Source organism: Pseudomonas sp. SIMBA_068 (genome assembly GCF_046534705.1).
Classification (GTDB): Bacteria; Pseudomonadota; Gammaproteobacteria; order Pseudomonadales; family Pseudomonadaceae; genus Aquipseudomonas; species Aquipseudomonas putida.
The window spans coordinates 217,659-243,102 of sequence record NZ_JAWRYI010000008.1; the positions used below are offsets into that span (position 1 = coordinate 217,659).

20 protein-coding genes are annotated in these 25,444 nt (G+C 64.2%); 8 read left to right on the forward strand and 12 right to left on the reverse strand.

Annotated elements, in window-relative coordinates; all coding sequences use genetic code 11:
- Positions 1 to 18: 18 nt before the first annotated feature.
- Entirely contained in the window at positions 19 to 759 is a 741-nt protein-coding gene (locus SB756_RS19385) for a YciK family oxidoreductase (protein WP_341797857.1), read from the forward strand.
- Between the two features lie 137 nt (positions 760 to 896).
- Here the strand turns inward: SB756_RS19385 and SB756_RS19390 are convergent, their stop codons facing one another.
- The 7 genes from SB756_RS19390 to SB756_RS19420 all read right to left on the reverse strand — a co-directional run bounded on the left by SB756_RS19390 (position 897) and on the right by SB756_RS19420 (position 8,769).
- The gene (locus SB756_RS19390) at positions 897 to 1,682 is read right to left on the reverse strand and encodes a TenA family transcriptional regulator (protein WP_059395300.1); all 786 of its coding nucleotides are present in this window, start codon (positions 1,680 to 1,682) and stop codon (positions 897 to 899) included.
- A gap of 30 nt (positions 1,683 to 1,712) precedes the next feature.
- Positions 1,713 to 4,169 carry an EAL domain-containing protein gene (locus tag SB756_RS19395; protein ID WP_341797856.1) on the reverse strand — a complete coding sequence of 819 codons (2,457 nt, stop codon included), beginning with the start codon at positions 4,167 to 4,169 and terminating at the stop codon, positions 1,713 to 1,715.
- A gap of 154 nt (positions 4,170 to 4,323) precedes the next feature.
- Positions 4,324 to 6,156 carry an ABC transporter ATP-binding protein gene (locus tag SB756_RS19400; protein ID WP_341797855.1) on the reverse strand — a complete coding sequence of 611 codons (1,833 nt, stop codon included), beginning with the start codon at positions 6,154 to 6,156 and terminating at the stop codon, positions 4,324 to 4,326.
- Positions 6,149 to 6,781 (reverse strand): DsbA family protein, encoded by a 633-nt coding sequence (locus SB756_RS19405; protein WP_341797854.1) that lies wholly within the window; start codon positions 6,779 to 6,781, stop codon positions 6,149 to 6,151. Before SB756_RS19405 ends, SB756_RS19400 begins: the two co-directional genes overlap by 8 nt.
- A gap of 3 nt (positions 6,782 to 6,784) precedes the next feature.
- A complete protein-coding gene (locus SB756_RS19410; protein ID WP_019473004.1) occupies positions 6,785 to 7,717 on the reverse strand; it encodes a rhodanese-related sulfurtransferase in 933 nt (310 codons plus the stop codon).
- A 220-nt stretch (positions 7,718 to 7,937) separates the two neighbouring features.
- Positions 7,938 to 8,234, reverse strand: a complete 297-nt coding sequence (locus SB756_RS19415; protein WP_016501024.1) for a BolA family protein — start codon at positions 8,232 to 8,234, stop codon at positions 7,938 to 7,940.
- 10 nt (positions 8,235 to 8,244) lie between these two features.
- Positions 8,245 to 8,769 (reverse strand): DUF2059 domain-containing protein, encoded by a 525-nt coding sequence (locus SB756_RS19420; RefSeq protein WP_016485344.1) that lies wholly within the window; start codon positions 8,767 to 8,769, stop codon positions 8,245 to 8,247.
- Between the two features lie 154 nt (positions 8,770 to 8,923).
- Here SB756_RS19420 and SB756_RS19425 point away from each other — a divergent pair, with 154 nt between their 5' ends.
- Positions 8,924 to 10,318 carry a class II fumarate hydratase gene (locus SB756_RS19425; protein WP_410911466.1) on the forward strand — a complete coding sequence of 465 codons (1,395 nt, stop codon included), beginning with the start codon at positions 8,924 to 8,926 and terminating at the stop codon, positions 10,316 to 10,318.
- A gap of 50 nt (positions 10,319 to 10,368) precedes the next feature.
- Here the strand turns inward: SB756_RS19425 and SB756_RS19430 are convergent, their stop codons facing one another.
- Entirely contained in the window at positions 10,369 to 11,331 is a 963-nt protein-coding gene (locus tag SB756_RS19430) for a DMT family transporter (RefSeq protein WP_410911468.1), read from the reverse strand.
- A 193-nt stretch (positions 11,332 to 11,524) separates the two neighbouring features.
- Positions 11,525 to 13,018 carry a polyphosphate:AMP phosphotransferase gene (gene pap, locus SB756_RS19435; RefSeq protein ID WP_410911470.1) on the reverse strand — a complete coding sequence of 498 codons (1,494 nt, stop codon included), beginning with the start codon at positions 13,016 to 13,018 and terminating at the stop codon, positions 11,525 to 11,527.
- A 136-nt stretch (positions 13,019 to 13,154) separates the two neighbouring features.
- Here pap and mnmC point away from each other — a divergent pair, with 136 nt between their 5' ends.
- From mnmC to SB756_RS19460, 5 genes are all read left to right on the forward strand, one after another.
- Complete coding sequence (gene mnmC, locus SB756_RS19440; RefSeq protein WP_410911472.1) at positions 13,155 to 15,119, forward strand: bifunctional tRNA (5-methylaminomethyl-2-thiouridine)(34)-methyltransferase MnmD/FAD-dependent 5-carboxymethylaminomethyl-2-thiouridine(34) oxidoreductase MnmC; 1,965 nt, start codon at positions 13,155 to 13,157, stop codon at positions 15,117 to 15,119.
- Between the two features lie 198 nt (positions 15,120 to 15,317).
- Positions 15,318 to 17,105: an N-acetylglutaminylglutamine amidotransferase gene (locus SB756_RS19445; protein WP_410911474.1), complete on the forward strand. Its 1,788-nt coding sequence runs from the start codon at positions 15,318 to 15,320 to the stop codon at positions 17,103 to 17,105.
- 3 nt (positions 17,106 to 17,108) lie between these two features.
- On the forward strand, positions 17,109 to 18,854 hold the full coding sequence (ngg, locus tag SB756_RS19450; protein ID WP_353456450.1) for an N-acetylglutaminylglutamine synthetase: 1,746 nt from the start codon (positions 17,109 to 17,111) through the stop codon (positions 18,852 to 18,854).
- 124 nt (positions 18,855 to 18,978) lie between these two features.
- The gene (locus SB756_RS19455; protein WP_341797846.1) at positions 18,979 to 20,163 is read left to right on the forward strand and encodes an osmoprotectant NAGGN system M42 family peptidase; all 1,185 of its coding nucleotides are present in this window, start codon (positions 18,979 to 18,981) and stop codon (positions 20,161 to 20,163) included.
- Between the two features lie 84 nt (positions 20,164 to 20,247).
- On the forward strand, positions 20,248 to 20,475 hold the full coding sequence (locus SB756_RS19460) for a YheU family protein (RefSeq protein WP_059395309.1): 228 nt from the start codon (positions 20,248 to 20,250) through the stop codon (positions 20,473 to 20,475).
- Between the two features lie 52 nt (positions 20,476 to 20,527).
- Here SB756_RS19460 and csrA read toward each other — a convergent pair whose 3' ends face one another.
- On the reverse strand, positions 20,528 to 20,707 hold the full coding sequence (csrA, locus tag SB756_RS19465; RefSeq protein WP_341797845.1) for a carbon storage regulator CsrA: 180 nt from the start codon (positions 20,705 to 20,707) through the stop codon (positions 20,528 to 20,530).
- A gap of 291 nt (positions 20,708 to 20,998) precedes the next feature.
- Here csrA and SB756_RS19470 point away from each other — a divergent pair, with 291 nt between their 5' ends.
- Complete coding sequence (locus tag SB756_RS19470) at positions 20,999 to 21,151, forward strand: DUF3309 family protein (protein WP_003252624.1); 153 nt, start codon at positions 20,999 to 21,001, stop codon at positions 21,149 to 21,151.
- Positions 21,152 to 21,315: 164 nt separating this feature from the next.
- On the opposite strand, the gene SB756_RS19475 is transcribed toward SB756_RS19470, so the two are convergent.
- Together SB756_RS19475 and SB756_RS19480 are read right to left on the reverse strand one after the other, a co-directional pair.
- On the reverse strand, positions 21,316 to 22,125 hold the full coding sequence (locus SB756_RS19475; protein ID WP_410911475.1) for an SDR family oxidoreductase: 810 nt from the start codon (positions 22,123 to 22,125) through the stop codon (positions 21,316 to 21,318).
- A gap of 69 nt (positions 22,126 to 22,194) precedes the next feature.
- Positions 22,195 to 25,437, reverse strand: coding sequence for a transporter substrate-binding domain-containing protein (locus SB756_RS19480; RefSeq protein WP_410911476.1), 3,243 nt, complete (start codon positions 25,435 to 25,437; stop codon positions 22,195 to 22,197).
- Positions 25,438 to 25,444: the final 7 nt, after the last annotated feature.

Sequence of the window (25,444 nt, forward strand, 5' to 3'; positions counted from 1 at the left end):
AGAGACAGGGAATACACAATGTTCGACTACACCGCCCGTCCCGACCTGCTGCAAGGCCGGGTCATCCTGGTTACCGGCGCCGGCCGCGGCATCGGTGCTGCGGCCGCCAAGGCTTACGCGGCAGTGGGCGCCACCGTGCTACTGCTGGGCAAGACCGAAGCCAACCTGAACGAGGTCTACGACGAGATCGAAGCCGCCGGGCACCCGCAACCGGTGGTCATCCCGTTCAACCTGGAAACCGCCCTGCCCCACCAGTACGACGAGCTGGCCGTGATGATCGAAGACCAGTTCGGCCGCCTGGACGGCCTGCTGAACAACGCCTCGATCATTGGCCCGCGCACGCCGCTGGAGCAGTTGTCGGGCGACAACTTCATGCGCGTGATGCACATCAACGTCGATGCTACCTTCATGCTCACCAGCACCCTGCTGCCACTGCTGAAACTGTCGGAAGACGCCTCGGTGGTGTTCACCAGCAGCAGCGTCGGGCGCAAGGGCCGGGCCTACTGGGGCGCTTATGGCGTGTCGAAGTTCGCCACCGAGGGCCTGATGCAGACCCTGGCCGACGAACTGGAAGGCGTGGCACCCGTGCGCTCCAACAGCATCAACCCGGGCGCCACGCGCACGGCGATGCGGGCCCAGGCTTACCCCAGCGAAAACCCGCAGAACAACCCGCTGCCTGAAGAGATCATGCCGGTGTACCTGTACCTGATGGGGCCGGATAGCAAAGAGGTGAACGGGCAGGCGTTGAACGCCCAATAAGCCTTGAGATTGCCAGGGCTGCTTTGCAGCCCATTCGCGGCACAAGGCCGCTCCTACAGAGGAATGTACAACCCGCCAGGAACGCTATCCCTGTAGGAGCGGCCTTGTGCCGCGAATGGGCCGGTACAGGCGGATGATCAGCCCGCCGCCAACGCCGGGCGCAAACGGCCTTGCTGGCGCCCTTCCAGCTGCATGCACCGCTCCAGGAACAGGTACATGCAGTCATAACTCTTGCAAATCGCCCTGCGCAACTCGGTACGCAGCCCCAGGGTCGGGTTCTCGCCGGCCAAGGTACAGATGATTTCCAGCGCCTCCCACGGGTGCGCATCGTCATACTGGGCATGCATCTTCAGCCATTTCATCGCCCGCTTGCGCTGGTCTTCCGGGAAGCCCTGGGCGTAGGTATCGGTCGAGCACACCACCGCCGACCATTCCCCGGTCGCACCTTCGATGGCGTAGTTGGTCGCCGCCATGGAAATGGCCAGGTTCTCGGTGGCGCACACGCGCCAGCACCAGTCGTTCAGGCCGTTCAGCTCGGGGGGTACTTCCTGGGCCTGCAGCTCATGCAGGTGCACACCATGGGCCTGGCACCAGTTCACCCAGTAGTCGGCATGGTTGAGCTCAACCCGGATATTGCGCATCAGCCAGCGCCGCGCCATGTCTTCGCCCTGATGGCGGCCATAGCGGGTCTTGGTCAGGTTGTGGGCCATGTACAGCGAGAACTGCTCCACCACCGGCCAGCCACCGATCAGGTACTGACGAATGGTCGACTGCTTGAGCTGGCCATCGCGCAGGCGCGCGTAGAACTCATGCTCCACCACCCGGCGCTTGCTCTCGCGGCAGTCTTCAATCAGTTGCTGGGCCCATTGGGGATAGCTGGCGGGGTCCATCAAAGGCCCGATACGAACGAATGCATCAATCACTTTCAGCTCCTTGATCCTTGTGATTTCTCGCTAGCGAAACGTGCCAGGCGCCCGCTGCAACAGAGGCCGGGCGGCGATCCGTTGGCGCTGCAGACTGTCACAGGTGAACACCTGGGGGCGTTCGATCAGGTAACCCTGGGCGTAATCCACGCCGATTTCCTGCAGGGCCTGCTCGATCAAGGGTGTTTCGACGAACTCGGCTATGGTGCGTTTGCCCATGACATGGCCGATGTGGTTGATGACCTCTACCATGGCCCGGTTGACCGGGTCATCGAGCATGTCCTTGACGAAACTGCCGTCGATCTTCAGGTAATCCACGGGTAAATGCTTGAGGTAGGCGAACGACGACATGCCGGCGCAGAAGTCATCGAGCGAGAAGCGACAGCCCAGCCCCTTCAACTCGTTGATGAAGCGAATGGCACTGCCCAGGTTGGCAATCGCGCTAGTTTCGGTAATTTCGAAACAGATCATCCGCGGCGGAATGGCGTACTCGACAAACAACCGCTGCAGGTAATCGAGGAACTTGTCATCGCCGATGCTCGACCCCGACAGGTTGATCGCGCAGATCGACAGCGGCCCTTCGCGGCCTTCGTCCAGGCATTGGCGCACAACCTGGAACACATTGCGCACCACCCAGCGGTCCAGCGCAGTCATCAGGCCGTAGCGCTCGGCTGCGGGGATGAAGCTGCTGGGCAGGATGGTGCGGCCACTTTCGTCGTGCAGGCGCAGCAGGATTTCGATGTGGCCTGGGCCTTCGAAGGTTTTCAGCGGGGCAATTTCCTGTGCGTACAGGCAGAAGCGGTTTTCTTCCAGCGCCACATGCAAGCGCTGGATCCAGGCCATTTCGCCAAAACGCATGGACAGCTCGCTGTCGTCGGCGTGGTACACCTGCACGCGGTTGCGCCCCTTCTCCTTGGCCATGTAGCAGGCCATGTCGGCAGCACGCAGCGAGGTTTCCAGGGTGCCCGGGGTTTGGGCGATGTGCACCAGGCCGATACTGACGGTGGTGACGAACGGCCGCCCCTTCCACACGAAGTGCAGGCTCTGCACCATCTGGCGCAACTGCTCGGCGATGCGCTCGGCCTGGTCTGGCGGGCAGCTTTCCAGCAGCACGCCAAACTCGTCGCCACCCAGCCGGGCCAGCGTGTCACCTTCGCGCAGGCCGGATTGCAGCACGGCGCAGATGTGCCGCAGCAATTCGTCACCCGCGGCATGGCCGCAGGTGTCGTTCACCAGCTTGAACTGGTCGAGGTCCAGGAACATCAGCGAATGCCGCCCGGCCTGGCGCGCAAGGCCGTTCAGCGCCTGCTCCAGGCGGTATTCGAACTCACGGCGGTTGGCCAGGCCGGTCAGGGCGTCATGGGTGGCCTGCCAGGACAGGTTGGCGATGTACTGGCGCTCCTGGGTCATGTCATGCAGCACCAGCACGATGCCACTGAGCTGGCCGTCACTGACGATCGGCGAGCCCACCAGATTGATCGACACGGTGCTGCCGTCCAGCCGCTGGATCAGCCGGGCATGCTCGGCACCGCCCTTGAGGCTGCCGCTAAGCACCTGCTCGACCAGGCTGCGGCCATCTTCCTCGGCCTGCTCGTCCACCAGGCTGAACAGCGCCGACAGTGGCAGGCCCTGGGCCTGGCCAGACTGCCAATGGGTCAGTTGCTCGGCGGCCGGGTTCATGTAGCCGATGCAACCATCCACGTCGGCAGTAATGACCGCATCGCCAATGGCCTGCAAGGTGGTCTGTGCCCGCTCTTTTTCTGCCTGCAGGGCGGTGGCGAAAGCCTGACGCTGGGCCAGCAGCTTGCTGGAGCGGCGCCAGGCAATGGTAATGAGGAACATCGCTGTCAGCAGGTTGGTGATCAGCAGCACCCGCAGCAACATGCGCGAGCCTTCGCCCAAGGCATCACTGAACGCTTTGGCAGCGGGCGTGACCCCTTCGTTGATGGTGACGATGCGCGCCTTCCAGGCATTGACGGCCTGGGCGTCGACCGGGCCACTGGCAAAGCTCTGGCGCATCTCGCCGGCCAGCACATCCAGCTTGGCCAGGTAGTCGTCGCCGATATCCCAGTAGTCGATGGCTGTCTGCATGTAGCTGATGTTGCGGAAGTTACGGTAGAACCAGATGATCCGCTCGACATCGTCGGGGTGGTTGCCGCCTTGCAGAACGGCCTGGCGAGCAGCCTCCAGGTCGGGGCTGGGCTGATCGAGCACCTCGCGCAGCTGGTGGTCGCCCTGGGGCACCGTAATGGCCTGGCGATAGCGCTGATAGGTGCTTTCGTCGCGGGTGTCGGCGTACAGGTTCAGGTAATAGATGGCGTCTTTCTGCGCCTTCGACCACAGGCTTTCGCCCGCGACATAGGCGCGCACGGCCGAGAGCGTATAAAGGCTGAGGCTGCCCAGCGCCACCTGAAAGACCACAACGGCGATGAAGGGCCAGGTGATGCCGAGCAACTTCGGCGCTTCGAGTGTGCGATGTCCCTTCATGGAGTCCCTGTCACAGAGCAGATAAGGCGCAAATCGACCCAGACAAGCACAGCGTAGGCCATCTGCCATCAACGTGACGGGGTTTTTTTAGGGGCTGGCTTGAGGTAGGTGGCGACTGTTGGATCGAGCGCCAACACACGATCAAGCCTGAACGTCAGCTTTGCTGCAAGTGCCCATAAAGCTTGGCGTACAACCCACCCTCGGCAATCAGCTGCTGGTGGTCGCCATCTTCGGCTACATGCCCGCCATCGAACACCAGCACCCGGTCGGCCTGCTTCACCGCCGACAGCCGGTGGGCGATGATCAGCGTGGTGCGGCCGCTGAGGAAGCGCGCCAGGGCCAGGTGCAGGTTGTACTCGGTGGCGGCGTCCAACGCCGAGGTGGCTTCGTCGAGAATGACCACCTTGGGCTCGGCCAGCACCATGCGGGCGATGGCCAGGCGCTGCCGCTGCCCGCCAGACAAGCGCACGCCGGAGCGCCCCACCACACTGTCCAGGCCCTGCGGCAAGGCGGCGATGGTGGCGTCCAGCTGGGCGATGCGCAGCGCCTGCCAGCAGGCGTCGTCGCTGCTGTCGCGGCCCATGGTCAGGTTGGCGCGTACGGTGTCATTGAACAGCGACGGGTGCTGCAACACCACCGCGACGTTTTCGCGCAGGGTTTCCAGGCCGATTTCCTGCAGGCTGGCACCGCCAAAGCGGATGGTCCCGGCCTGGGCGCTGTAAAGGCCCAGCAGCAGTTGCACCAGGGTGCTCTTGCCGCCACCACTGGCGCCGACAATCGCCACCTTTTCGCCCGGAGCGATAGACAGGTCGAGGTTTTCCAGCACCGGCTCGTCGGCATAGGCAAAGCGCAAGTCGCGCACTTCGATGCCCACCGTCTCACGGCCGGCGAACGGGTCGCTGGCGGCCGGGTACTGCGGTTCGTCATCGCGCGCCAGCAGCTCGTTGAGGCGGCTCAGCGCACCGCCGGCCGCGTAGTAGGCATATTGCAGGTTGAGCAGTTGCTCCACCGGCCCGATCATGAACCACAGGTAGCTGAACACCGCCAGCATCTGGCCGATCGACAAATCGGAGAACAGTACGGTCAGCATGGCTGCGGCGCGGAAGATATCGATGCCGAACTGGAACAACAAGCCGCTGGCACGGCCACTGGCATCGCTCTTCCACTGCGAATCCACGGCGTAGTCACGCACTTCGCGGGCGCGCAGGCCCAAACGGCCAAGGAAGTAACCCTGGCGGTTGCTGGCACGGATTTCCTGGATGGCATCGAGGGTTTCCGTCAGCGCCTGGGTAAAGCGCGCGGTGCTGTCGTTCTCAAGCTTTTTCAGGTGTTTGACGCGTTTGCCCAGCTGCACGGTGAAATAGATCACCAGCGGGTTGAACAGCAAGATCAGCAAGGCCAGCTGCCAGTGCATCCAGATCAGGATCGCCGCTGTACCGGTCAGGGTCAGCATGGCCACCAGGAAGCGGCTGAGGGTTTCGCCCACGAACTTGTCCAGGGTGTCCAGGTCGGTGACCAGGTGGGTGGTTACCGTGCCGCTGCCCAGGCTTTCGTATTCCTTCAGCGAAATGCGCTTGAGCCGCTCGATCAGGCGGATGCGCAGGCGGTAGACGATATCCTTGGCCAAACCGGCAAACAGCTTGGCCTGGATCACGTTGAACGCCAGGGCAGCCACGCGGAGGCACAAGGTGAGCGCCAGCATCAGCCCGATATAACCGGCTGCCACCTGCCAGTTGGAGGGCAGCAGGTGGTTCATCCACTTCAGCGCAGCATCGCCATGACCGAGCAGTACTTCGTCCACCAACAGGGGCAGCAGCAACGGAATGGGCACGCTGCAGCAAGCCGCCAGCACGGCGATGAAGTTGGCAGACCAGAGGTTCTTCTTGTGATGCAGGGCCAGGCGGCGGATTTCCGCCCAGCTCAGTCGATCACCCGCAGCGTGAGGCTTGCCCGGCACCGGGTCGGGTGACCCAGGCACATCAAGCACAGGCGGCCTGCTGCAGCCAGCGGCCAAGCAAGGGTTGCAGGCGCTCCAGCGGCTGGTAGCCGTTGGTCAGCAGGGCCAGTTGGCCATTGCGCTCGGCCAGCAGGGTCGGAAAGCCGGCAATACCCAGGTCCTGGGCCCAGCTGAAATCGGCTGCGGTGGCGGCGCGGGTATCGGCGCGGGCGAAGGTTTCGGCAAACACGGTGCGGTCGAAGCCGCACTGCGAGGCCAGCTCGACCAGCTGCGGCGCCGTGGTCACGTCCACGCCCTGCTCGTAGAACGAACGCTGGATCAGCGCCAGCAGCGGCCAGACGCGTTCGGCGTCCAGCTCACGGGCAGTGACCAGGGCGCGGCAGGCCGGCTCGGTGTCGTAGACGAAGCCCTCAGGCATGGCCCCTTCGAAACGAAATGTCTGGCCGGTGGCGTCGGCCACCGCCTGCCAGTGTTCGAGGATGTACTTGCGGGTGGAGCTGTCCAGGGCGCTGCCGCCGGTGCGCAGCCCGCCCGGCACCACGCGGGTGACAACGCCCGCCTCACGCGCCTGGGCGATCAGGGCGGCGGCTACCGGCGCGAAACCCCAGCACCAGGAGCACATCGGGTCCATCACATAAATCAGGCGTGCAGGCATGCATCAGGCCTCGGCTTTGTAGTTGTAACCGATCGGGTGCGGCAGGTTGCGGGCCTTGGCCAGCTCGATCTGCTTCTGCCGGTCGATGGCACTGCGCCGGGTTTTCTCGCTCAGGGTGTCCCAGCAATGCGGGCAGCTGACACCTGGCGAATAGTGCTCGGACGCGCGCTCCTCTGCGTTGATCGGGTGGCGGCAGGCGTGGCACTGGTCGTACTCGCCTTCGCTCAGGTCATGGCGCACCGTAACGCGGTTGTCGAAGACGAAGCAGTCGCCGTCCCACAGGCTTTCTTCCTGAGGCACTTCCTCGAAGTACTTCAGCACGCCACCCTTAAGATGATAGACCGCCTCGAAGCCTTCACCGAGCATGTAGCTGGAGGCTTTTTCGCAACGAATGCCGCCGGTGCAGAACATGGCCACTTTCTTGTGCTTGCTGGGGTCGAAGTTGGCCTTGATGTACGCCGGGAACTCGCGGAATGTTTCGGTCTTCGGGTCCATCGCGCCCTTGAAGGTGCCGATGGCCACTTCGTAGTCGTTGCGGGTATCGATCAGCAGCACTTCCGGGTCGCTGATCAGCGCGTTCCAGTCCTTGGGCTCGACATAGGTGCCGACCGCCTGGTTCGGATCCACGCCCGGCACGCCGAGGGTGACGATCTCTTTCTTGAGCTTGACCTTGGTGCGGTAGAACGGCTGCTCGTCGCAGTACGACTCTTTATGGTCGACATCAGCCAGGCGCGGGTCGTTGCGCAGCCAGGCCAGCAGGCCGTCGATGCCTTCGCGGGTGGCCGACACGGTGCCGTTGATGCCTTCGTGGGCCAGCAGCAGGGTGCCTTTGACGTCATTGTCGAGCATGGCCTTGAGCAGCGGCTCGCGCAGCTCGACGTAGTCTTGCAGGGTGACGAACTTGTACAGCGCCGCGACGACGATAGGTTGTGACATGAAGCGGGTTCTCCAGGTGGTTGCCCTCGTAAGGGGCGGACCGGGTTTGACAAAAAGCAGGGGGCGCTTTGCGCCCCATTCGCGGCACAAGGCCGCTCCTACAGGGAAATACACAACCCAACGGGTGGTGCAATCCCTGTAGGAGCGGCCTTGTGCCGCGAATGGGCCGCACAGCGGCCCCCTTGGATGGTACGGATTCTACCAGAACAACAAAAAGGTTTCAGTGCCCGCCGCCGGCGCACACCGGCGAGGCCGGCGCAACGCCGACCTTGGCCCACTCTTCCGCGGTGTAGGTATGAATGGCCAGGGCATGGATCTGGCCCATCAGCTCACCCATGGTGGCGTACACCTTCTGGTGGCGCTTGACGCTGTTCAACCCGGCAAACTGCTCGCTGACGATCACTGCCTTGTAGTGGGTCTCCTGACCACGACTGTGCATGTGGCTTTCGTCGAGCACTTGCAGGTGCTGCGGCGCCAGGGCGCCCAGCTGTTGTTCAATGCGCTGTTGCATGGTCATTGCGGCGTGCTCACTTCTTGGCAGGGACGGCAGCCTTGCCAGCGTTAGGGTCCAGTTCCTTGGTCATGTCTTCCAGCAGCTTGTTCACCACCGGCACTGCTGGCTCCAGGCTCTGCTGGGTCAGCTGGGCCGACTGCTGGGTAACCTTGGGCATTTCACGCAGGACTTTCTTGCCCAGCGGCGATTCATAGAACTTGACCAGGTCTTTCAGCTCTTGCTCGGTGAAGGTCTGGGTGTACAGGTCGACCATCTTCGGCTTCAGCTTGTTCCAGCCGATGGCGTTGTCCAGCGCGGCGTTGGCTTTGGCCTGGTAGCTTTCCAGCACTGGCTGTTTGGCGGCCGGGGCCTTGGTTTGCGCGAAGCGCTGGGCGAACATCTGTTGGACCTGCATGTACACCGGGGTGCCCAGCTTGTCGGCGTTGGCCAGGGTCAGGAATTTCTCGGCAGCAGCGTTGTGGCTGGCGGTGGCAGCGAGCACCTGGCCGCTGGCGCAAGCCAGGGCAACGGCGGCACAAAGGACACGGAGACGGGTCATTGCATTTCCTTCAAGAAGAGGGAGGCGGGTACCTCAGAGTAGAGCATTCTGCGCCGTGGTGGCGATGTGCTCAAGTGGCACGACGAGCGACGGAACCGCTCGGTCGAATCAGGGCCTAAACTGCGATTTCGAACTACACAGGAGTGAGTACAGAATGAGCCGTATCGAGACAGACAGCCTGGGCCCGGTCGAAGTTCCTGATGGCGCCTACTGGGGTGCGCAAACCCAGCGTTCGCTGATCAATTTCGCCATTGGCAAGGAACGCATGCCCCTCGCGGTGCTGCACGCCCTGGCGCTGATCAAGAAAGCCGCGGCACGCGTCAACGACCGCAACGGCGACCTGCCGGCCGACATCGCCCGACTGATCGAACAAGCCGCCGACGAAGTGCTTGATGGCCAGCACGACGACCAGTTCCCGTTGGTCGTGTGGCAGACCGGCAGCGGCACGCAAAGCAACATGAACGTCAACGAAGTGATCGCCGGGCGCGCCAACGAACTGGCCGGCAATGGCCGTGGCGGCAAAGCGCCAGTGCACCCCAACGACCACGTCAACCGCTCGCAGAGCTCCAACGACTGCTTCCCCACAGCCATGCACATCGCTGCGGCGCAGGCGGTGCACGAGCAGCTGCTGCCGGCAGTCGCCGAACTGTCGTCGGGGCTTGCCGAGCTGTCGGCCCGCCACCAAAAGCTGGTGAAGACCGGCCGCACGCACATGATGGACGCCACGCCGATCACTTTCGGCCAGGAGGTGTCCGCCTTCGTCGCCCAGCTCGACTATGCCCAGCGCGCCATCCGCGCCACCCTGCCGGCGGTATGCGAACTGGCCCAGGGCGGCACCGCTGTGGGCACCGGGCTCAATGCCCCGCATGGCTTTGCCGAAGCCATCGCTGCCGAGTTGGCGGCGGAGTCCGGCCTGCCGTTTGTGACGGCGCCAAACAAGTTCGCGGCGCTGGCCGGCCATGAACCGCTGACCAGCCTGGCAGGCGCCTTGAAAACCCTGGCCGTGGCGCTGATGAAAATCGCCAACGACTTGCGCCTGCTGGGCTCCGGCCCACGCGCAGGCTTTGCCGAAGTGCGCCTGCCGGCCAACGAACCGGGCAGTTCGATCATGCCCGGCAAGGTTAACCCGACCCAGTGCGAGGCGCTGTCGATGCTGGCTTGCCAGGTGCTGGGCAACGATGCCGCCATCGGTTTTGCCGCTAGCCAGGGGCATCTGCAGCTGAACGTGTTCAAGCCGGTGATCATCCACAACCTGTTGCAGTCGATCGAACTGCTGGCCGATGGCTGCCGCAACTTCCAGTTGCACTGCGTGGCGGGCATCGAGCCCGATGCCGAGCAAATGGCCGCGCACCTGGAGCGGGGCTTGATGCTGGTGACAGCGTTGAACCCGCATATCGGCTATGACAAGGCGGCGGAAATTGCCAAGAAGGCTTACAGCGAAGGCAAGACCTTGCGCGAGGCTGCGCTGGAGTTGAAGTACCTGACCAATGAGCAGTTCGACCAGTGGGTGCGGCCGGAGAACATGCTGGCACCGGGTGGCAAGGGCTGAGCTCTTCATTGCCTGCTCCGGCTTGCCGGCGATAGGGCCGGAGCAAGCGATCAATGAACCTGGGCCAGCCGCGCCCGCCTCGCACGCCAACTGGCCACCAGCGAGGGCCCCAGCGCCACCAGCGCCGAGCCGGACACCACGGTCACCGCCCCTACATAACCCAGGGCATTGATGTCCTCGGCCTGCACATATTCCGGCCACACCAGTGCCGCCAGCGCCACCGCGACAAAGGTCACCAGCGGTGTCAACGCCAGGGTGGCACTCACCCGCGACGCCTCCCAGTGCGCCAGCGCCTCGGCAAATGCGCCGTAAGCCACCAGGGTATTCAGGCAGCAGGCCAGCAGCAGCCAGCCCTGCACCGGAGTCAGTTGTAACGCCTCCAGCGGGTGTACCCAAGGCGTGAGCAGCGCAGCACAACTGAGGTAGATCACCATCATCACCTGCTGTGAATGCCACACGGTCAGCAGTTGCTTCTGGCTGAGGGCGTAGAACACCCAGATGCTGGTGGCCAGCAGAATGGTCAGCACGCCGGTGGTGTAGGTGCCCAATGAAGTCAGCAGCTCTTCGAGGCGCTGGTTGAAAAACAGGCCAAACCCCGCCAGCAGAATCACCAGGCCCACGCCCTGCCCCAGGCTGAAGCGCTCGCGGAACACGAACACGCTGGCCACCAGCAACAGCACCGGGCCGACCTGTACCACCAGTTGCGCGGTCCCAGGGCTGAGCAGGTTTAGGCCGATCAGGTACAGCACGTAGTTGCCCATCAGGCCCAGCACGGCCACCACTACCAGGCCTTTGCCCCTGGGTGCCAGCCGGGTGAATGACGGCAGGCGCCGCCTGGCTGCCAGCCAGGCGAACAGCAGGCCACCGGAAACCAGCAGGCGGTACCAGGTGACGGTGATCGGGTCGACCACCTGCAGTACCTGTTTGAGCTTGATCGGCAAGATGCCCCAGAGCAATGCGGTCAGAAGTGCCAGGAACAGGCCATAGCTCCAGCGGCCGGAAGTGGTGTGCATAGCGTCCTCGATCAAGCCCGTGGTGGGGGTGACTGAATTCTACGGGCTTGGAGGGCAGTGACGGGGAAGAGTGCCAAGAAAAGAATTCATCAGGTCATTCTTGTGTGGCATGGCTTGGCAGGTGTGCAGCCTGTTCTGGCCTCTTCGCGGGTTCACCCGCGAAGAGGCCAGAACAGGCAATCAAGAGCCCTGGCTATTTCTTGTCCTTGGCAAACGCCGCTTCAAGCGCCTGGTTGATGGTGCGCAGCACCTTGACCCGCGCCCAGCGCTTGTCGTTGGCCTCCACCAGCGTCCATGGCGCAATCTCGCTGCTGGTGCGGTCGACCATGTCGCCCACCGCCTGGGCATACTCGTCCCACTTGTCGCGGTTGCGCCAGTCGTCCTCGGTGATCTTGTAGCGCTTGAACGGGATCTGCTCACGCTCCTGAAAACGCTCCAGCTGGGTCTGCTGGTCGATCGCCAGCCAGAACTTCACCACCACCACACCGGCGTTCACCAACTGCTCTTCAAAGTCGTTGATCTCGCTGTAGGCACGCATCCAGTCGGCCGAACTGCAAAATCCCTCGACCCGTTCCACCAGCACCCGGCCATACCAGGAACGGTCGAAGATGGTGAACTTGCCGCGTGCCGGAATATGCCGCCAGAACCGCCACAGGTAGGGCTGCGCCCGCTCTTCTTCGGTGGGCGCGGCAATCGGCACGATGCGGTACTGGCGCGGGTCCAGCGCCGCCGCCACGCGGCGGATGGCACTGCCCTTGCCGGCAGCATCGTTGCCTTCGAACACGGCCACCAGGGCGTGCCGGCGCATGCGCTTGTCGCGCAGCAGGCCGGCCAGGCGGGCCTGTTCGGTGACCAACTGCTCCTGATAGTCAGCCTTGTCCAGGCGCAACGTCATGTCCAGGGCGCCGAGCAGGCTGCGGTCGTCGATGCTGCGGCCCAGCGGGGCGACATTGCCCTGGTGCTTGCCCTTGGGGTTGTTGGCCAGCGCGGCTTGCAGGCTGTCCAGCAGGATGCGCCCCACCGCCAGGCTACGGTAGTTCGGGTCTACCCCTTCGACGACATGCCACGGCGCATAGTCGCGGCTGGTGCGGCGCAGCACGCGCTCGCCAAAGCGCACGAAGCGGTCGTAGGTTTGCGACTGCTGCCAGTCCAGCGGGCTGATCTTCCAGCTGTGCAGCGGGTCGTCCTTGAGCGATTTCAGCCGTGCCTTCATCTGCTTCTTGGACAGGTGGAACCAGAACTTGATGATCAGCGCACCTTCATCGCACAGCATCTGCTCCAGGCGCTCGGCGCCCATGATAGCCTGATCGAGCACGGCATCCTTGAACACGCCGTGCACCCGCCCCTGCAGCATCTGGCTGTACCAGTTGCCAAAGAACACGCCCATCCGCCCCTTGGGTGGCAAAGCCCGCCAGTAACGCCAGGCGGGCGGCCGTGCCAGCTCTTCGTCGGTTTGCTGGTCGAAGGTGAGCACATCGATCATGCGCGGGTCCATCCACTCGTTGAGCAGCTTTACCGTCTCACCCTTGCCAGCGCCTTCGATGCCGTTGATCAGCACGATCACCGGGAAGCGCGCCTGCTGCTTGAGTTCGTACTGGGCTTCGAGCAGGGCCTCGCGTAAAGCGGGCACCTCGGCGTCGTAAGCCTCCTTGTCGATGCTGTGGCCGATTTCGGCGGATTCGAACATGCACTGGCTCCTTCAATGGATAAGCAAGACTAGCGGATTTCATTTATGCCTGTACTGACCTGTTCGCGCGTGAACGCGCTCCCACAGGTAACCCGGATGGCATAAAATCCCGCCATCCGCTGCAACCGAGCCAACCATGTCCACCCTCCTCCAGCACGCCCAGATCGACTGGGACGACCAGGGCCGCCCCCACTCGCGGCGATATGACGACGTCTATTTCGCGGTCAACGAAGGCATCGAAGAAACCAAACACGTATTCCTCGGCCAGACCCGCCTGGCCGAGCGCTTTGCCAACCTGACGCCGCACAGCTGCATGGTGATCGGCGAAACCGGTTTTGGCACCGGCATGAACTTTTTCTGCGCCTGGCAGCTGTTTGACCAGCACGCCCACAGCGACGCACGCCTGCACTTCATCAGTGTCGAGAAATACCCCCTCGGCCACGACGACATGGCCCGCGCCGTGCGCCTGTGGCCTGAACTTGCCGCCTACACCGAGCCCCTGCTGGAACAATATGTGGCGGTGCACCCGGGCTTTCAGCAATTCACCTTCGCCAATGGCCGGGTCACCCTGACCCTGCTGATCGGCGACGTGCTCGAGCAGCTGCCACAACTCGATGCGCGGATCGATGTGTGGTTCCTCGACGGTTTCGCCCCGGCCAAGAACCCCGACATGTGGACACCGGAGCTATTCGCGCAGCTGGCGCGGCTATCGCACCCGGGCACTGTGCTGGGCACATTCACCACCACCGGCTGGGTGCGCCGCAGCCTGGTCGACGCCGGTTTCGCCATGAAGAAGGTGCCAGGCATCGGCAAGAAGTGGGAGGTTATGAGCGGCGCCTACGTCGGCCCCCAGCCAGCCCAAGGCGCACCTTGGTACGCACGCCCCGCCCCTTCACAGGGGCCACGCGAGGCACTGGTGATCGGTGCCGGGCTGGCCGGCAGCACAACCGCTGCCAGCCTGGCCCGGCGTGGCTGGCAGGTCACCGTGCTGGAGCGCCACGAAGCGCCGGCCCAGGAAGCTTCGGGCAATCCGCAGGGGGTGCTGTACCTCAAGCTGTCCGCCCATGGCACCGCACTTTCACAGATGATCCTGTCCGGTTTCGGCTACACCCGGCGCCAGCTTGAACGCCTGCAGCGTGGCCGCGACTGGGATGCCTGCGGCGTGCTGCAACTGGCCTTCGACAACAAGGAAGCTGAGCGCCAAGGCAAGCTGGCTGCCGCCTTCGACCACGATTTGCTGCACGCACTGGAGCGCGCCGACGCCGAAGCCATCGCCGGGGTGGCCTTGCCGGCCGGCGGGTTGTTTTACCCCGAAGGCGGCTGGGTGCACCCACCTGCGTTGTGCCAGCAACAGCTGCAGCACCCAGGGATTCGGCTGGTCACCCATCAGGAAGTGCTGGAGCTGCGCAAGGCAGACCAGCAGTGGCAGGCCTGGGCAGGTGACCGCCTGATTGCCAGCGCGCCCGTGGTGATTCTGGCCGGTGCCGCCGAAGTCAGGCGCTTCGAGCCTTGCGCGCAACTGCCGCTCAAGCGTATCCGGGGGCAGATTACCCGCTTGCCCGCCACCGCCAGCAGCCGGGCGTTGCGCACCGTGGTGTGTGCGGAGGGCTACGTGGCGCCGCCGCGCGGTGATGAACATACCCTGGGCGCAAGCTTTGATTTTCACAGCGAAGACTTGGCGCCGACGCTGGCCGAGCACCAGGGCAACCTGGCGTTGCTGGACGAGATTTCCGTCGACTTGGCGCAGCGCCTGGGCACAGCCAGGTTGGCCCCTGAGCAGTTGCAGGGGCGCGCGGCATTCCGTTGCACCAGCCCGGATTACCTGCCGATCGTGGGGCCGGTAGCTGATGTACAGGCGTTTACCGAGGCCTATGCGGTGTTGGGCCGGGATGCGCGGCAAGTGCCGGATGTAGCCTGCCCTTGGCTGGATGGGTTGTATGTGAACAGCGGGCATGGGTCGCGCGGGTTGATCACGGCGCCGCTCAGTGGCGAGCTGGTGGCGGCCTGGGTGTGTGGTGAACCGCTGCCGTTGCCCCGGGCAGTGGCAGAGGCGTGTCATCCGAACCGGTTTGCCTTGCGTAAGCTGATTCGGGGGAAGTAAGAAATCGGGCCGCTGTGCGGCCCTTCGCGGGCTCGCCCGCTCCCACAGGCATAGCACGAGTCGGGCTTGCCCCCGGACATTGCCCAGCGGCCACATATAACAAATCGTTCTAAAACTCTCAAAAAGCACATCGGTCAGTTCCTTAAGGTGCCCTAATCCTGGGCACCCCCTCCCCAACGGAAAAACCGGTAAGGACTTATGTGCGGATTAGCAGGAGAGTTGCGTTTCACCCCCATCGACCAGGCCCCTCGCCCAGCCGACCTGGCTGCGGTAGAGCGCATAACGCATCACCTCGCGCCTCGCGGCCCGGATGCGTGGGGCTTCCATAGCCAAGGCCCTATTGCCCTCGGCCACCGGCGCCTGAAAATCATGGACTTGTCCGACGGCTCGGCGCAGCCGATGGTCGACAACACCTTGGGCCTGTCACTGGCGTTCAACGGTGCCATCTACAACTTCCCCGAACTGCGCCAGGAGCTGCAAGACCTGGGCTACAGCTTCTGGTCCGACGGCGACACCGAGGTGCTGCTCAAGGGCTACCACGCTTGGGGCGCGGCCTTGCTGCCCAAGCTCAACGGCATGTTCGCCCTGGCCATCTGGGAGCGCGACAACCAGCGCCTGTTCCTGGCCCGCGACCGCCTGGGCGTAAAGCCCCTGTACCTGTCGCGCAACAGCGAGCGCCTGCGTTTTGCCTCGACCCTGCCAGCGCTGCTCAAGGGCGGCGACATCGACCCGATGCTCGACCCGGTGGCGCTCAACCATTACCTGAACTTCCATGCCGTGGTGCCGGCACCACGTACCCTGCTGGCCAACGTGCAAAAGCTGGAGCCCGGCACCTGGATGCGCATCGACCGCCATGGCGAGGTCGAGCGCCAGACCTGGTGGCAGCTGAAATACGGTGCCAACCCGGATGAGCGTGAGCTGGACCTGGAAGGCTGGACCACCCGCGTGCTCGACGCCACCCGCGACGCCGTGGCCATCCGCCAACGCGCGGCCGTCGACGTCGGCGTGCTGCTGTCCGGTGGTGTCGACTCCAGCCTGCTGGTCGGTCTGCTGCGCGAAGCGGGCGTGGACGACCTGTCGACCTTCTCCATCGGTTTTGAAGATGCCGGTGGCGAACGTGGCGACGAGTTCCAGTATTCCGACCTGATCGCCAAGCACTACGGCACCCGCCACCACCAGCTGCGCATCGCCGAACACGAGATCATCGACCAGCTGCCAGCGGCATTCCGCGCCATGAGCGAGCCAATGGTCAGCCACGACTGCATCGCCTTCTACCTGCTGTCGCGGGAAGTGGCCAAGCACTGCAAGGGCGTGCAAAGCGGCCAGGGCGCCGACGAGCTGTTCGCCGGGTACCACTGGTACCCGCAGGTGGACGGCGCCGATGACGCCTTTGCGGCTTACCGCGATGCATTCTTCGACCGCAGCCACGCCGAATACCGCGACACCGTGCAGGCGCCCTGGCTGCTTGAAACCGACGCGGCCGGCGACTTCGTGCGCGAGCACTTCGCCCGCCCCGGCGCCCGCGACGCGGTGGACAAAGCCCTGCGCCTGGACAGCACGGTGATGTTGGTTGATGACCCGGTCAAGCGAGTGGACAACATGACCATGGCCTGGGGCCTGGAGGCACGTACGCCATTCCTCGATTACCGCCTGGTGGAGCTGTCGGCGCGTATTCCGGCGCGCTTCAAGCTGCCCGATGGCGGCAAGCAGGTGCTCAAGCAGGCGGCGCGACGGGTGATCCCGCATGAGGTGATCGACCGCAAGAAGGGCTACTTCCCGGTGCCGGGCCTCAAGCACCTTGAAGGCGCCACCCTGGGCTGGGTGCGTGAGCTGCTGACCGACCCCAGCCAGGACCGTGGGCTGTTCAACCCGGCCATGCTCGACCGCCTGCTGAGCAACCCGCACGGCCAGCTCACCCCGCTGCGCGGCTCCAAGCTGTGGCAGCTGGCGGCGCTGAACCTGTGGCTGAGCGAACAAGGAATCTGACCGATGAAAGCCCATGAAATCGCATACGGTCAGCGCCTGCTGCGCGGCCAGGCGCCGTCCTACGAGCGCCTGCAGGCACGCCTGGCCGGCGACGGCAGCCAGCCCCACGACCAGCCGCGTGCCGTGCACTGCGGCTGGGGCCGGCTGCTGATCGGCCATACCTACCCCGACCCGGCCAGCCTGGCCGAGGCGCTGCTGGACGAAAGCCCCGGCGAACGCGACATCGCCCTGTACGTGGCCGCGCCGCAGCAGTTGTTGGCCCAGGCCCCGCAGCAACTGTTCCTCGACCCGTCCGACACCCTGCGTCTGTGGTTTACCGACTACCGGCCAGCGCAGCGGGTGTTCCGCGGTTTCCGTGTGCGCCGGGCGCAGAACCCCGCCGACTGGCAGGCGATCAACACCCTGTACCAGGCGCGCGGCATGCTGCCGGTCGACGCCGAACTGCTTACGCCCCGGCACTTGGGCGGACCGGTGTACTGGCTGGCCGAGGACGAAGACAGCGGCGCGGTGATCGGCAGCGTCATGGGCCTGAACCATGCCAAGGCGTTCGACGACCCGGAGCACGGCAGCAGCCTGTGGTGCCTGGCAGTCGACCCGCACTGCACCCGCCCCGGCGTGGGCGAGGTGCTGGTGCGCCACCTGATCGAGCACTTCATGAGCCGTGGCCTGGCTTACCTCGACCTGTCGGTGCTGCACGACAACCGCCAGGCCAAGCGCCTGTATGAAAAGCTGGGTTTTCGCAACCTGCCCACCTTTGCGGTCAAGCGCAAGAACGGCATCAACGAGCAGTTGTTTCTTGGCCCCGGGCCGCAAGCGGACCTAAACCCCTACGCACGCATCATCGTCGACGAGGCGCTGCGCCGTGGCATTGAGGTGCAGGTGGATGACGCCGCCGCCGGCCTGTTCACCTTAAGCCTGGGCGGGCGGCGTATTCGCTGCCGTGAATCGCTCAGCGACCTGACCAGTGCCGTGACCATGACCTTGTGCCAGGACAAGCGCCTGACCCAGCACGCCCTGGGCAATGCCGGGCTGCAGGTGCCGGCGCAGCAGCTGGCGGGTAATGCCGACGACAACCTGGCGTTTCTCGACGAGCATGGCGCGGTGGTGGTCAAGCCGGTCGACGGCGAGCAAGGCCAGGGCGTGGCGGTTAACCTGACCTGCATCGATGACATCACCCGCGCCGTGGCGCACGCTCGCCAGTTCGACAGCCGCGTGCTGCTGGAAAGCTTCCATGCCGGGCTCGACCTGCGCATCGTGGTGATCGGCTACGAAGTGGTGGCCGCTGCCATCCGCCACCCGGCACAGGTGCTGGGCGATGGCAAACACAGCGTGCGCCAGTTGATCGAAGCCCAGAGCCGTCGGCGCCAGGCTGCCACCGGCGGCGAAAGCCGCATTCCGCTGGACGACGAAACCGAGCGCACCCTGCGCGCCGCGGGGTTTGGCTATGACGATGTGTTGCCGGCCAGCCAGCGCCTGGCCGTGCGACGCACCGCCAACCTGCACACCGGTGGCACCCTGGAGGATGTGACCGAACGCCTGCACCCGGTGCTGGCGGACGCTGCCGTGCGCGCTGCACGGGCGCTGGAAATTCCTGTGGTCGGGCTGGACTTCATGGTGCGCGATGCCGGGCAGCCGGAGTACGTGATCATCGAAGCCAACGAACGTGCCGGCCTGGCCAACCACGAACCCCAGCCAACGGCCGAGCGCTTTATCGACCTGCTGTTTCCGCATAGCCGGCCGTTGGCGTAACCGCTGATGGCCTCTTCGCGGGCGCGCCCGCTCCCACAGGCCCGCCACAGTTCCTGAGGCTTGTGGGGTCCCTGTGGGCGCGGGCGTGCCCGCGAAGAAGTCAACGCAACTCTAAGGAGTACTCATGTCCGAACGACTCCCCGAACCCGATCTCGACTACCTCAAACGTGTGCTGCTGGAGATGCTGGCCATCCCCAGCCCCACCGGTTTCACCGACACCATCGTGCGCTACGTGGCCGAACGCCTGGACGAGTTGGGCATACCCTTCGAGCTGACCCGCCGCGGCACCATTCGCGCCACCCTCAAGGGCCGCCAGACATCCCCCGACCGCGCCGTGTCGGCCCACCTGGACACCATCGGCGCCAGCGTGCGCCAGTTGCAGGACAACGGCCGCCTGGCGCTGGCACCGGTGGGTTGCTGGTCCAGCCGCTTTGCCGAAGGTAGCCGGGTCAGTGTATTCACCGATACCGGCGTGTTCCGTGGCAGCGTGCTACCGCTGATGGCCAGCGGGCATGCCTTCAATACCGCCATCGATCAGATGCCGGTGAGCTGGGAGCATGTGGAAGTGCGTCTGGATGCCTACTGCGCCACCCGCGCCGACTGTGAGGCACTGGGGATCAGCATTGGTGACTTTGTCGCCTTCGACCCGTTGCCAGAGTTTACCGAAAGCGGCCATATCAGCGCCCGTCACCTGGACGACAAGGCCGGTGTCGCGGCATTGCTGGCGGCACTGAAAGCTGTGGTGGAAAGCGGTCGCCAGCCGCTGATCGACTGCCATCCGCTGTTCACCATCACCGAGGAAACCGGCTCGGGCGCAGCCGGCGCCCTGCCATGGGATGTCAGCGAGTTCGTCGGCATCGACATTGCCCCGGTGGCACCCGGCCAGGCGTCCAGCGAGCATGCGGTGAGCGTGGCCATGCAGGACTCGTCAGGGCCTTACGACTACCACCTGTCCCGGCATTTGCTGAAGCTGGCCGGCGACCACGACTTGCCGGTGCGCCGTGACCTGTTCCGCTATTACTTCAGCGATGCCCATTCGGCGGTGACGGCGGGGCATGACATCCGCACCGCACTAGTTGCATTTGGTTGCGACGCCACCCATGGCTACGAACGCACGCACATCGACAGCCTTGCGGCGTTGAGCCGGTTGCTGTCGGCGTACTTGTTGAGCCCGCCAGTGTTTGCCAGCGACTCGCAGCCGGCCAATGCCTCGCTGGAAAGGTTCAGCCACCAGTTGGAGCACGATGCACAGATGGAAAGCGACACGCGGGTGCCTGCGGTGGACAGCCTGGTCGGCAATAAAAGCTGATGGCCTTGGGGGGCTGCTTGGCAGCCCCCCAATTCCCGAACGTTTCGCGTAGCATTGCCACACTTACTTCAGAAACGACCCACCATGCTGATCCCCTACGACCAACTGCAAGCCGAAACCCTGACCCTGCTGATCGAGGACTTCGTCACCCGCGATGGCACCGACAATGGCGACGATACCCCGCTGGAGACGCGCGTACTGCGGGTGCGCCAGGCGTTGGCGAAGGGCCAGGCATTCATCCTGTTCGACCTGGAAAGCCAGCAATGCCAGTTGCTCGCCAAGCATGACGTGCCCCGCGAGCTGCTCGACTAGCAGGCCCGGCCCCCTTCGCGGGCAAGACTGCGCAGGGATGCTGAAGGCACCATCAGGCCTCGCCTTGCTTGGCCTCCTTGATGCGCTTGTACACCTCGGCCCGGTGCACCTGCACCGAGCGCGGGGCTTCCACGCCAAAACGCACCACGCCCTCCCGGACATCCACCACCATGATGCGGATGTTATCGCCAATCACGATGATTTCCCCCACTTCACGCCCGATTACCAACATGTTCCGATCCTCTTGCCAAAGGGAAAACCGGAGACTGCCTGCCAGGCATTCGGCTACTCAATAGTTCCACTACAATTCAGAAGAGCCCTACATTTCAGGGTAACTTCCCCTACAGACTATTCCTCGTGAACAGGACTTGGCGCGCACTTTCACCGGCCTATCGGCATTGTGCTGCGAAGCGGCCGGAACAAGCGGTACACCGATGGAATCTTTCGCAAGCGGCGCCGGTCCGATTTAACAAGAGGCCTGCAGTTCGAGGCCCTTGCCCCTCAACCACGCAAGGACTCCACCATGACCACGATCCTTATCATCATCCTGATTCTGCTGCTGATCGGCGGCTTACCGGTCTTCCCCCACTCGCGTAGCTGGGGCTATGGCCCGTCCGGCATTATTGGCGTGGTATTGGTGATTCTGCTGGTCTTACTGTTGCTCGGGATGATATGACCCGATGCGGACAGCCACTTCAGGCGACCCCTGAAATGAAAACGCCCCGATAATCGGGGCGTTCTTGAGTGCTGCGATTGCTGCGATTTAGCGCATCAGCTGCCTGGGACTTGTCGAGCGCAGGCTTGCACCACCCTGCCCCGGTCAGTGCTTCTACAGCCCCTTCATCGCGAAGGGGCCTTTGCGCGCATTTTCACCGCCATATCGGCCATCTCATCATACAGCCGCTCAGGCGCCTGGCATTTCAGCTGCCAAGCCTGGCGCCCGGCCTCGTGGGGCAGAATCAGGAACTCGCCCACGGCGACCTGCTGGTGAATGTATCCGGCAATGTCGGCGGCGCTGATCGGCGAACCCTCCAGCAGCTTGCCCACTTGCGCCTTCATCGCCGGGTTCGGCCCGCGAAACGAGTCCAGCAGGTTGGTCTGGAAGAACGACGGGCACACCACGTGCACCGAGACCTCCAGCTGGCGTAACTCCACCAGCAGGCTTTCCGAAAGCGCCAGCACGCCAGCCTTGGCGACGTTGTAGTTGCTCATGCCAGGGCCCTGCATCAGTGCGGCCATCGATGCAACGTTGATGATCCGGCCCTTGCTGCGCTCCAGCAGCGGCAAAAAGGCCTTGCAGCCCTTGACCACGCCCATCAGGTTGACCGCGATCTGCCAGTCCCAGTCTTCCAGGGACAGTTCGGCGAAAAATCCGCCAGACGCAACGCCAGCGTTGTTGACGATCACGTCGATGCCCCCGAACTGCTCGGTGCATGCCTGGGCCAGGGCAGTGAGCTGGCTGTAATCACGCACATCGCAGCGCTGGATGAAGCCTTCGCCGCCGGCGGCACGGGCCAGTTCCAGGGTTTCGCGCAGGCCGTTTTCGTTGACATCGGCCAGCGCCAGGCGCCAGCCCTCGCGCGCCCAGCGCAGGGCGATCTCGCGACCGAGGCCGGACCCGGCGCCGGTGATCATGATGCGGTTATGCATGGTGGCTGGCCTTGTTCTGGCAGGTAGTGCAGCGAGTCTAATCAAGGCCTGGGGGGCTGGCAGGGTTCATCAGGGTAGTGAATGGGCAGACATGACTGTGTGGTCGGTACCGCCCTCGCGGCGCGGGGCATGCTCCGCGAGGTAGCGGGCAAGCCAGCGGTCCAGGCGCAGCATGGTCTCCTCCAGCGCTCTGGCGGCTTGGCGCACCTGTGACGCATCCGCCGGCCGTTGCATACACTGGGCTTCAAGCCGTTCACATGACGCAACCAACGCTTGTGCCCGCACAATGCGTGCACCGCCTTTCACCCTGTGCGCCACTTCAACGAGCGCCGAGGGGTTGTCGCTCGAGTATCTGAGCTGCGCCAGATCCGCCAGGTTACTGCGGGCCAGATCGGCCAGCAGTGCCACCAGCACAGCCCGGTCATCGCATACCAGCTTACGCAAATGGGCCAGATCAACGGCAGGCAAATGTTCGTCTGGCTCGCGGCTGACGTACTGGAAAGCTTGCAACGTTTGCATGAGGGTATCCAGGTTCAGCGGCTTGAACAGGCAGTGGTCCATACCCGCAAGCCTTGCGCGACGGCGCTCCTCTTGCAGGGCACTGGCGGTGAGCCCCACCACCCGACAGCGCGGCCTGGCCCGGCGGCGTTCGTGTTCGCGGATTGCCCGGGCCAAGGCAAAACCGCCAAGCCTGGGCATGTTGCAATCGCTGATGACGACGTCGAACGTTTGCTGCAACCAGAGGCGCAAGGCTTGATCGCCATCTTCGGCAACCTGTACCTGGTGACCGAGAAACGCCAACTGGTGCGCGAGTAGCAAGCGGTTGGCCGGGTAGTCATCGACCACCAGCACGCGCAGGGCAGCCAGCCTGGCAGGGTCGCCCTGCGGCGTTGCCGGCTTGGCCAGCACCGGCCGGGCTGCCAGCGCCAGGTCCAGGCGGATTTCAATCCGCGTACCTTGGCCCAGCACGCTGTGCAAGCGTAATTGCCCGCCAAGCATTTCACACAAGCTGCGGCTGATCCCCAGCCCCAGCCCGGCACTGCTGCGTGGCGACTGGCGCTGATTGCTGGCCTGGCGAAAAGGCTGCCCGAGGCTTTCCAGCTCGGCCTGGGCAATGCCTATGCCAGTGTCTGCGACTTCAAGCAATACACTTGCCCGCCCGGCTGCAGCCTGCATATTCAGGCTGACCAGGACCTTGCCCTGCGCGGTAAACTTGATTGCATTACTGACCAGGTTGGCCAGGACCTGCTTGAAACGCACCGGGTCAAGCATCACCCAGTTTTCCACCGCCCCCTTGCACACCATGTCCAGGGCCAGCCCCTTGCCGCGTGCCTGTTGCTCGAACAGCTGAACCACCCGGGCGACTTGCTCGCGCAGGCTCACCGGCACCAGTGCCAGCTGCAACTGGCCGGTTTCGATGCGTGTGATGTCGAGTATATCGCCGATCAACTCCTGCAGCCCGATAGCGGCATCCGCCGCTACTTCGATGGCCAGATGGTCTAGTTCGCCCTGCCCTGCCTTGCGTCGGGCAAGCTCCAGCATGCCCAGCACGGCATGCAGTGGCGTGCGGATTTCATGGCTCATGGCCGCGAGAAACTGCGTCTTGGCCTGGTTGGCCGCCTCGGCCTCGCGCTTTGCACGATGCAGTTGCACCTGCATCCGCCGCAGGTAGCGAACCCACAGCAAGGCCAGCAACAGCAGGCTGCATGCCAAGGCGATGCCCGCCAGCATGCGCCCGCCATAACGGCGCCATAACCCGTCGCCAACGATCATCGGGTTACGCCAGCGTCGCAGCATGGTCTCCATTTCTGACGGGGGCAGCGCGAGCAAGGCTTTGTCGAGAATACCCAGCAGCTCTTCGTCGGCATGGCTACTGGCAAAGGCGAAGTGCAGCGGTGGCAACGCCAGGCTGGCGGCGATAAGCAGCCTGCCGGGAAAGTGACGTGCAACCAGCGAGCACGCCTGGTCCAGTGGCAGCACGGCGGCGCCTGCCTTACCTTGCTCCAGCGCCTGCAGCGCAGCCAATGGATGAGGCACGAGCCGCTGACGGATGCCCGGGTATGACTTGGCCAGCGTCTGCGCCTGGGCGCTGCCACGTACCAGCGCCAGCGACCGCCTGCCGAGCTGCGCCAGGCTGCTGGGGGCCACCGTCTCGTTGCGCGTTACCAGCACCAGCGGCAAGCTTAGAAAACTGCGGCTGAAACGCAGTTGCCTGGCGTGTGCCGGGCTGTACCCAAGCCCGGCAATCAGTTCGGCCTGTCCCTGGCGCACCTGCCCGATCATGTGCTGTATGTCTGTGCCCCCGTGCACCTCGAAGTGCAAGCCAGTGAGGCGGCTGATGCGTTGCAGCAAGTCCATGCTCAAGCCGCGCAACTGGCCATGCTCATCGCGGTAGCTCAACGGTAGTTGGTGCTCACCGAGCAACACCTTGACCACGGGGTTTTCCGCTATCCAGCGCTGCTGGGCTTCGCTGAGTTCAACCAGGCCGGGTTTGACGGGGCTGGCAGGCTGTGGGCTCCAGTGTCCGCGAATGCGGGCATGTTGCTGTTCGGTCAGGCCTTGCAGCACGGCATCGACCAACCTGGGTAATGTGCCGCGGTCCCCGAGCATGGCAAATCCCATGGGCTGGGCTGCAAAATCGGGCCGGTCAACCCATTCCAGGCCTGGCAGTTGCCCTCGGGCCAACAGATAGCGGCTGCTCAGGGCATTGCCTAGAAACAACTCGGCTTCGCCAAGCTGTAACGCCGCCAAGGCGCTGTAGGGGCTGGGGTGCAGCTGGATCCGTGCGTTGGGATAGGCATGCTGAAGCAGGGCCAACGGTCGATACCCCTCGACCGCCAGCAGCCGCGGGCTTGCGCTGTTACCACTGACGAACCGCTCACTGGCCAGCAGCAATGGCTGGTCATCGATGTAAGGGCTGGACAGGCGCAGCTTGGCTTTCTGAGCCTGCTGTGCTGTTACCGAGCTGACCAGGTCGACACTACCCTTGCGCAAGGCCGCGAAAGCAGCGTCGTAGGTCTCGAACAGCCGCAGGCGTACCTCCAGGCCTAGCTTCTCGGCCAGCACACTGGCGTACTCGGCGCTGATGCCTTCGTAGGCGTGGCCGGTGCCGAGCATGTCGAAGGGCGGGTTGTCGCGGCCGACTACCCCCAGGTTCAGATGGCGCTTCTCCCACAGCCAGCGCAGGTCGGCGGGGGCCAGCGCCAGCGCAGGGCCCGTTTCCACGCCCCGGGTGTAGAGCTGCGGTGCGCAGAAAGCGGGTAGCGGGCTCAGGCAATACAGCAGCCACAGCAGCAGGACGCGGATTGGCACGGGTAGC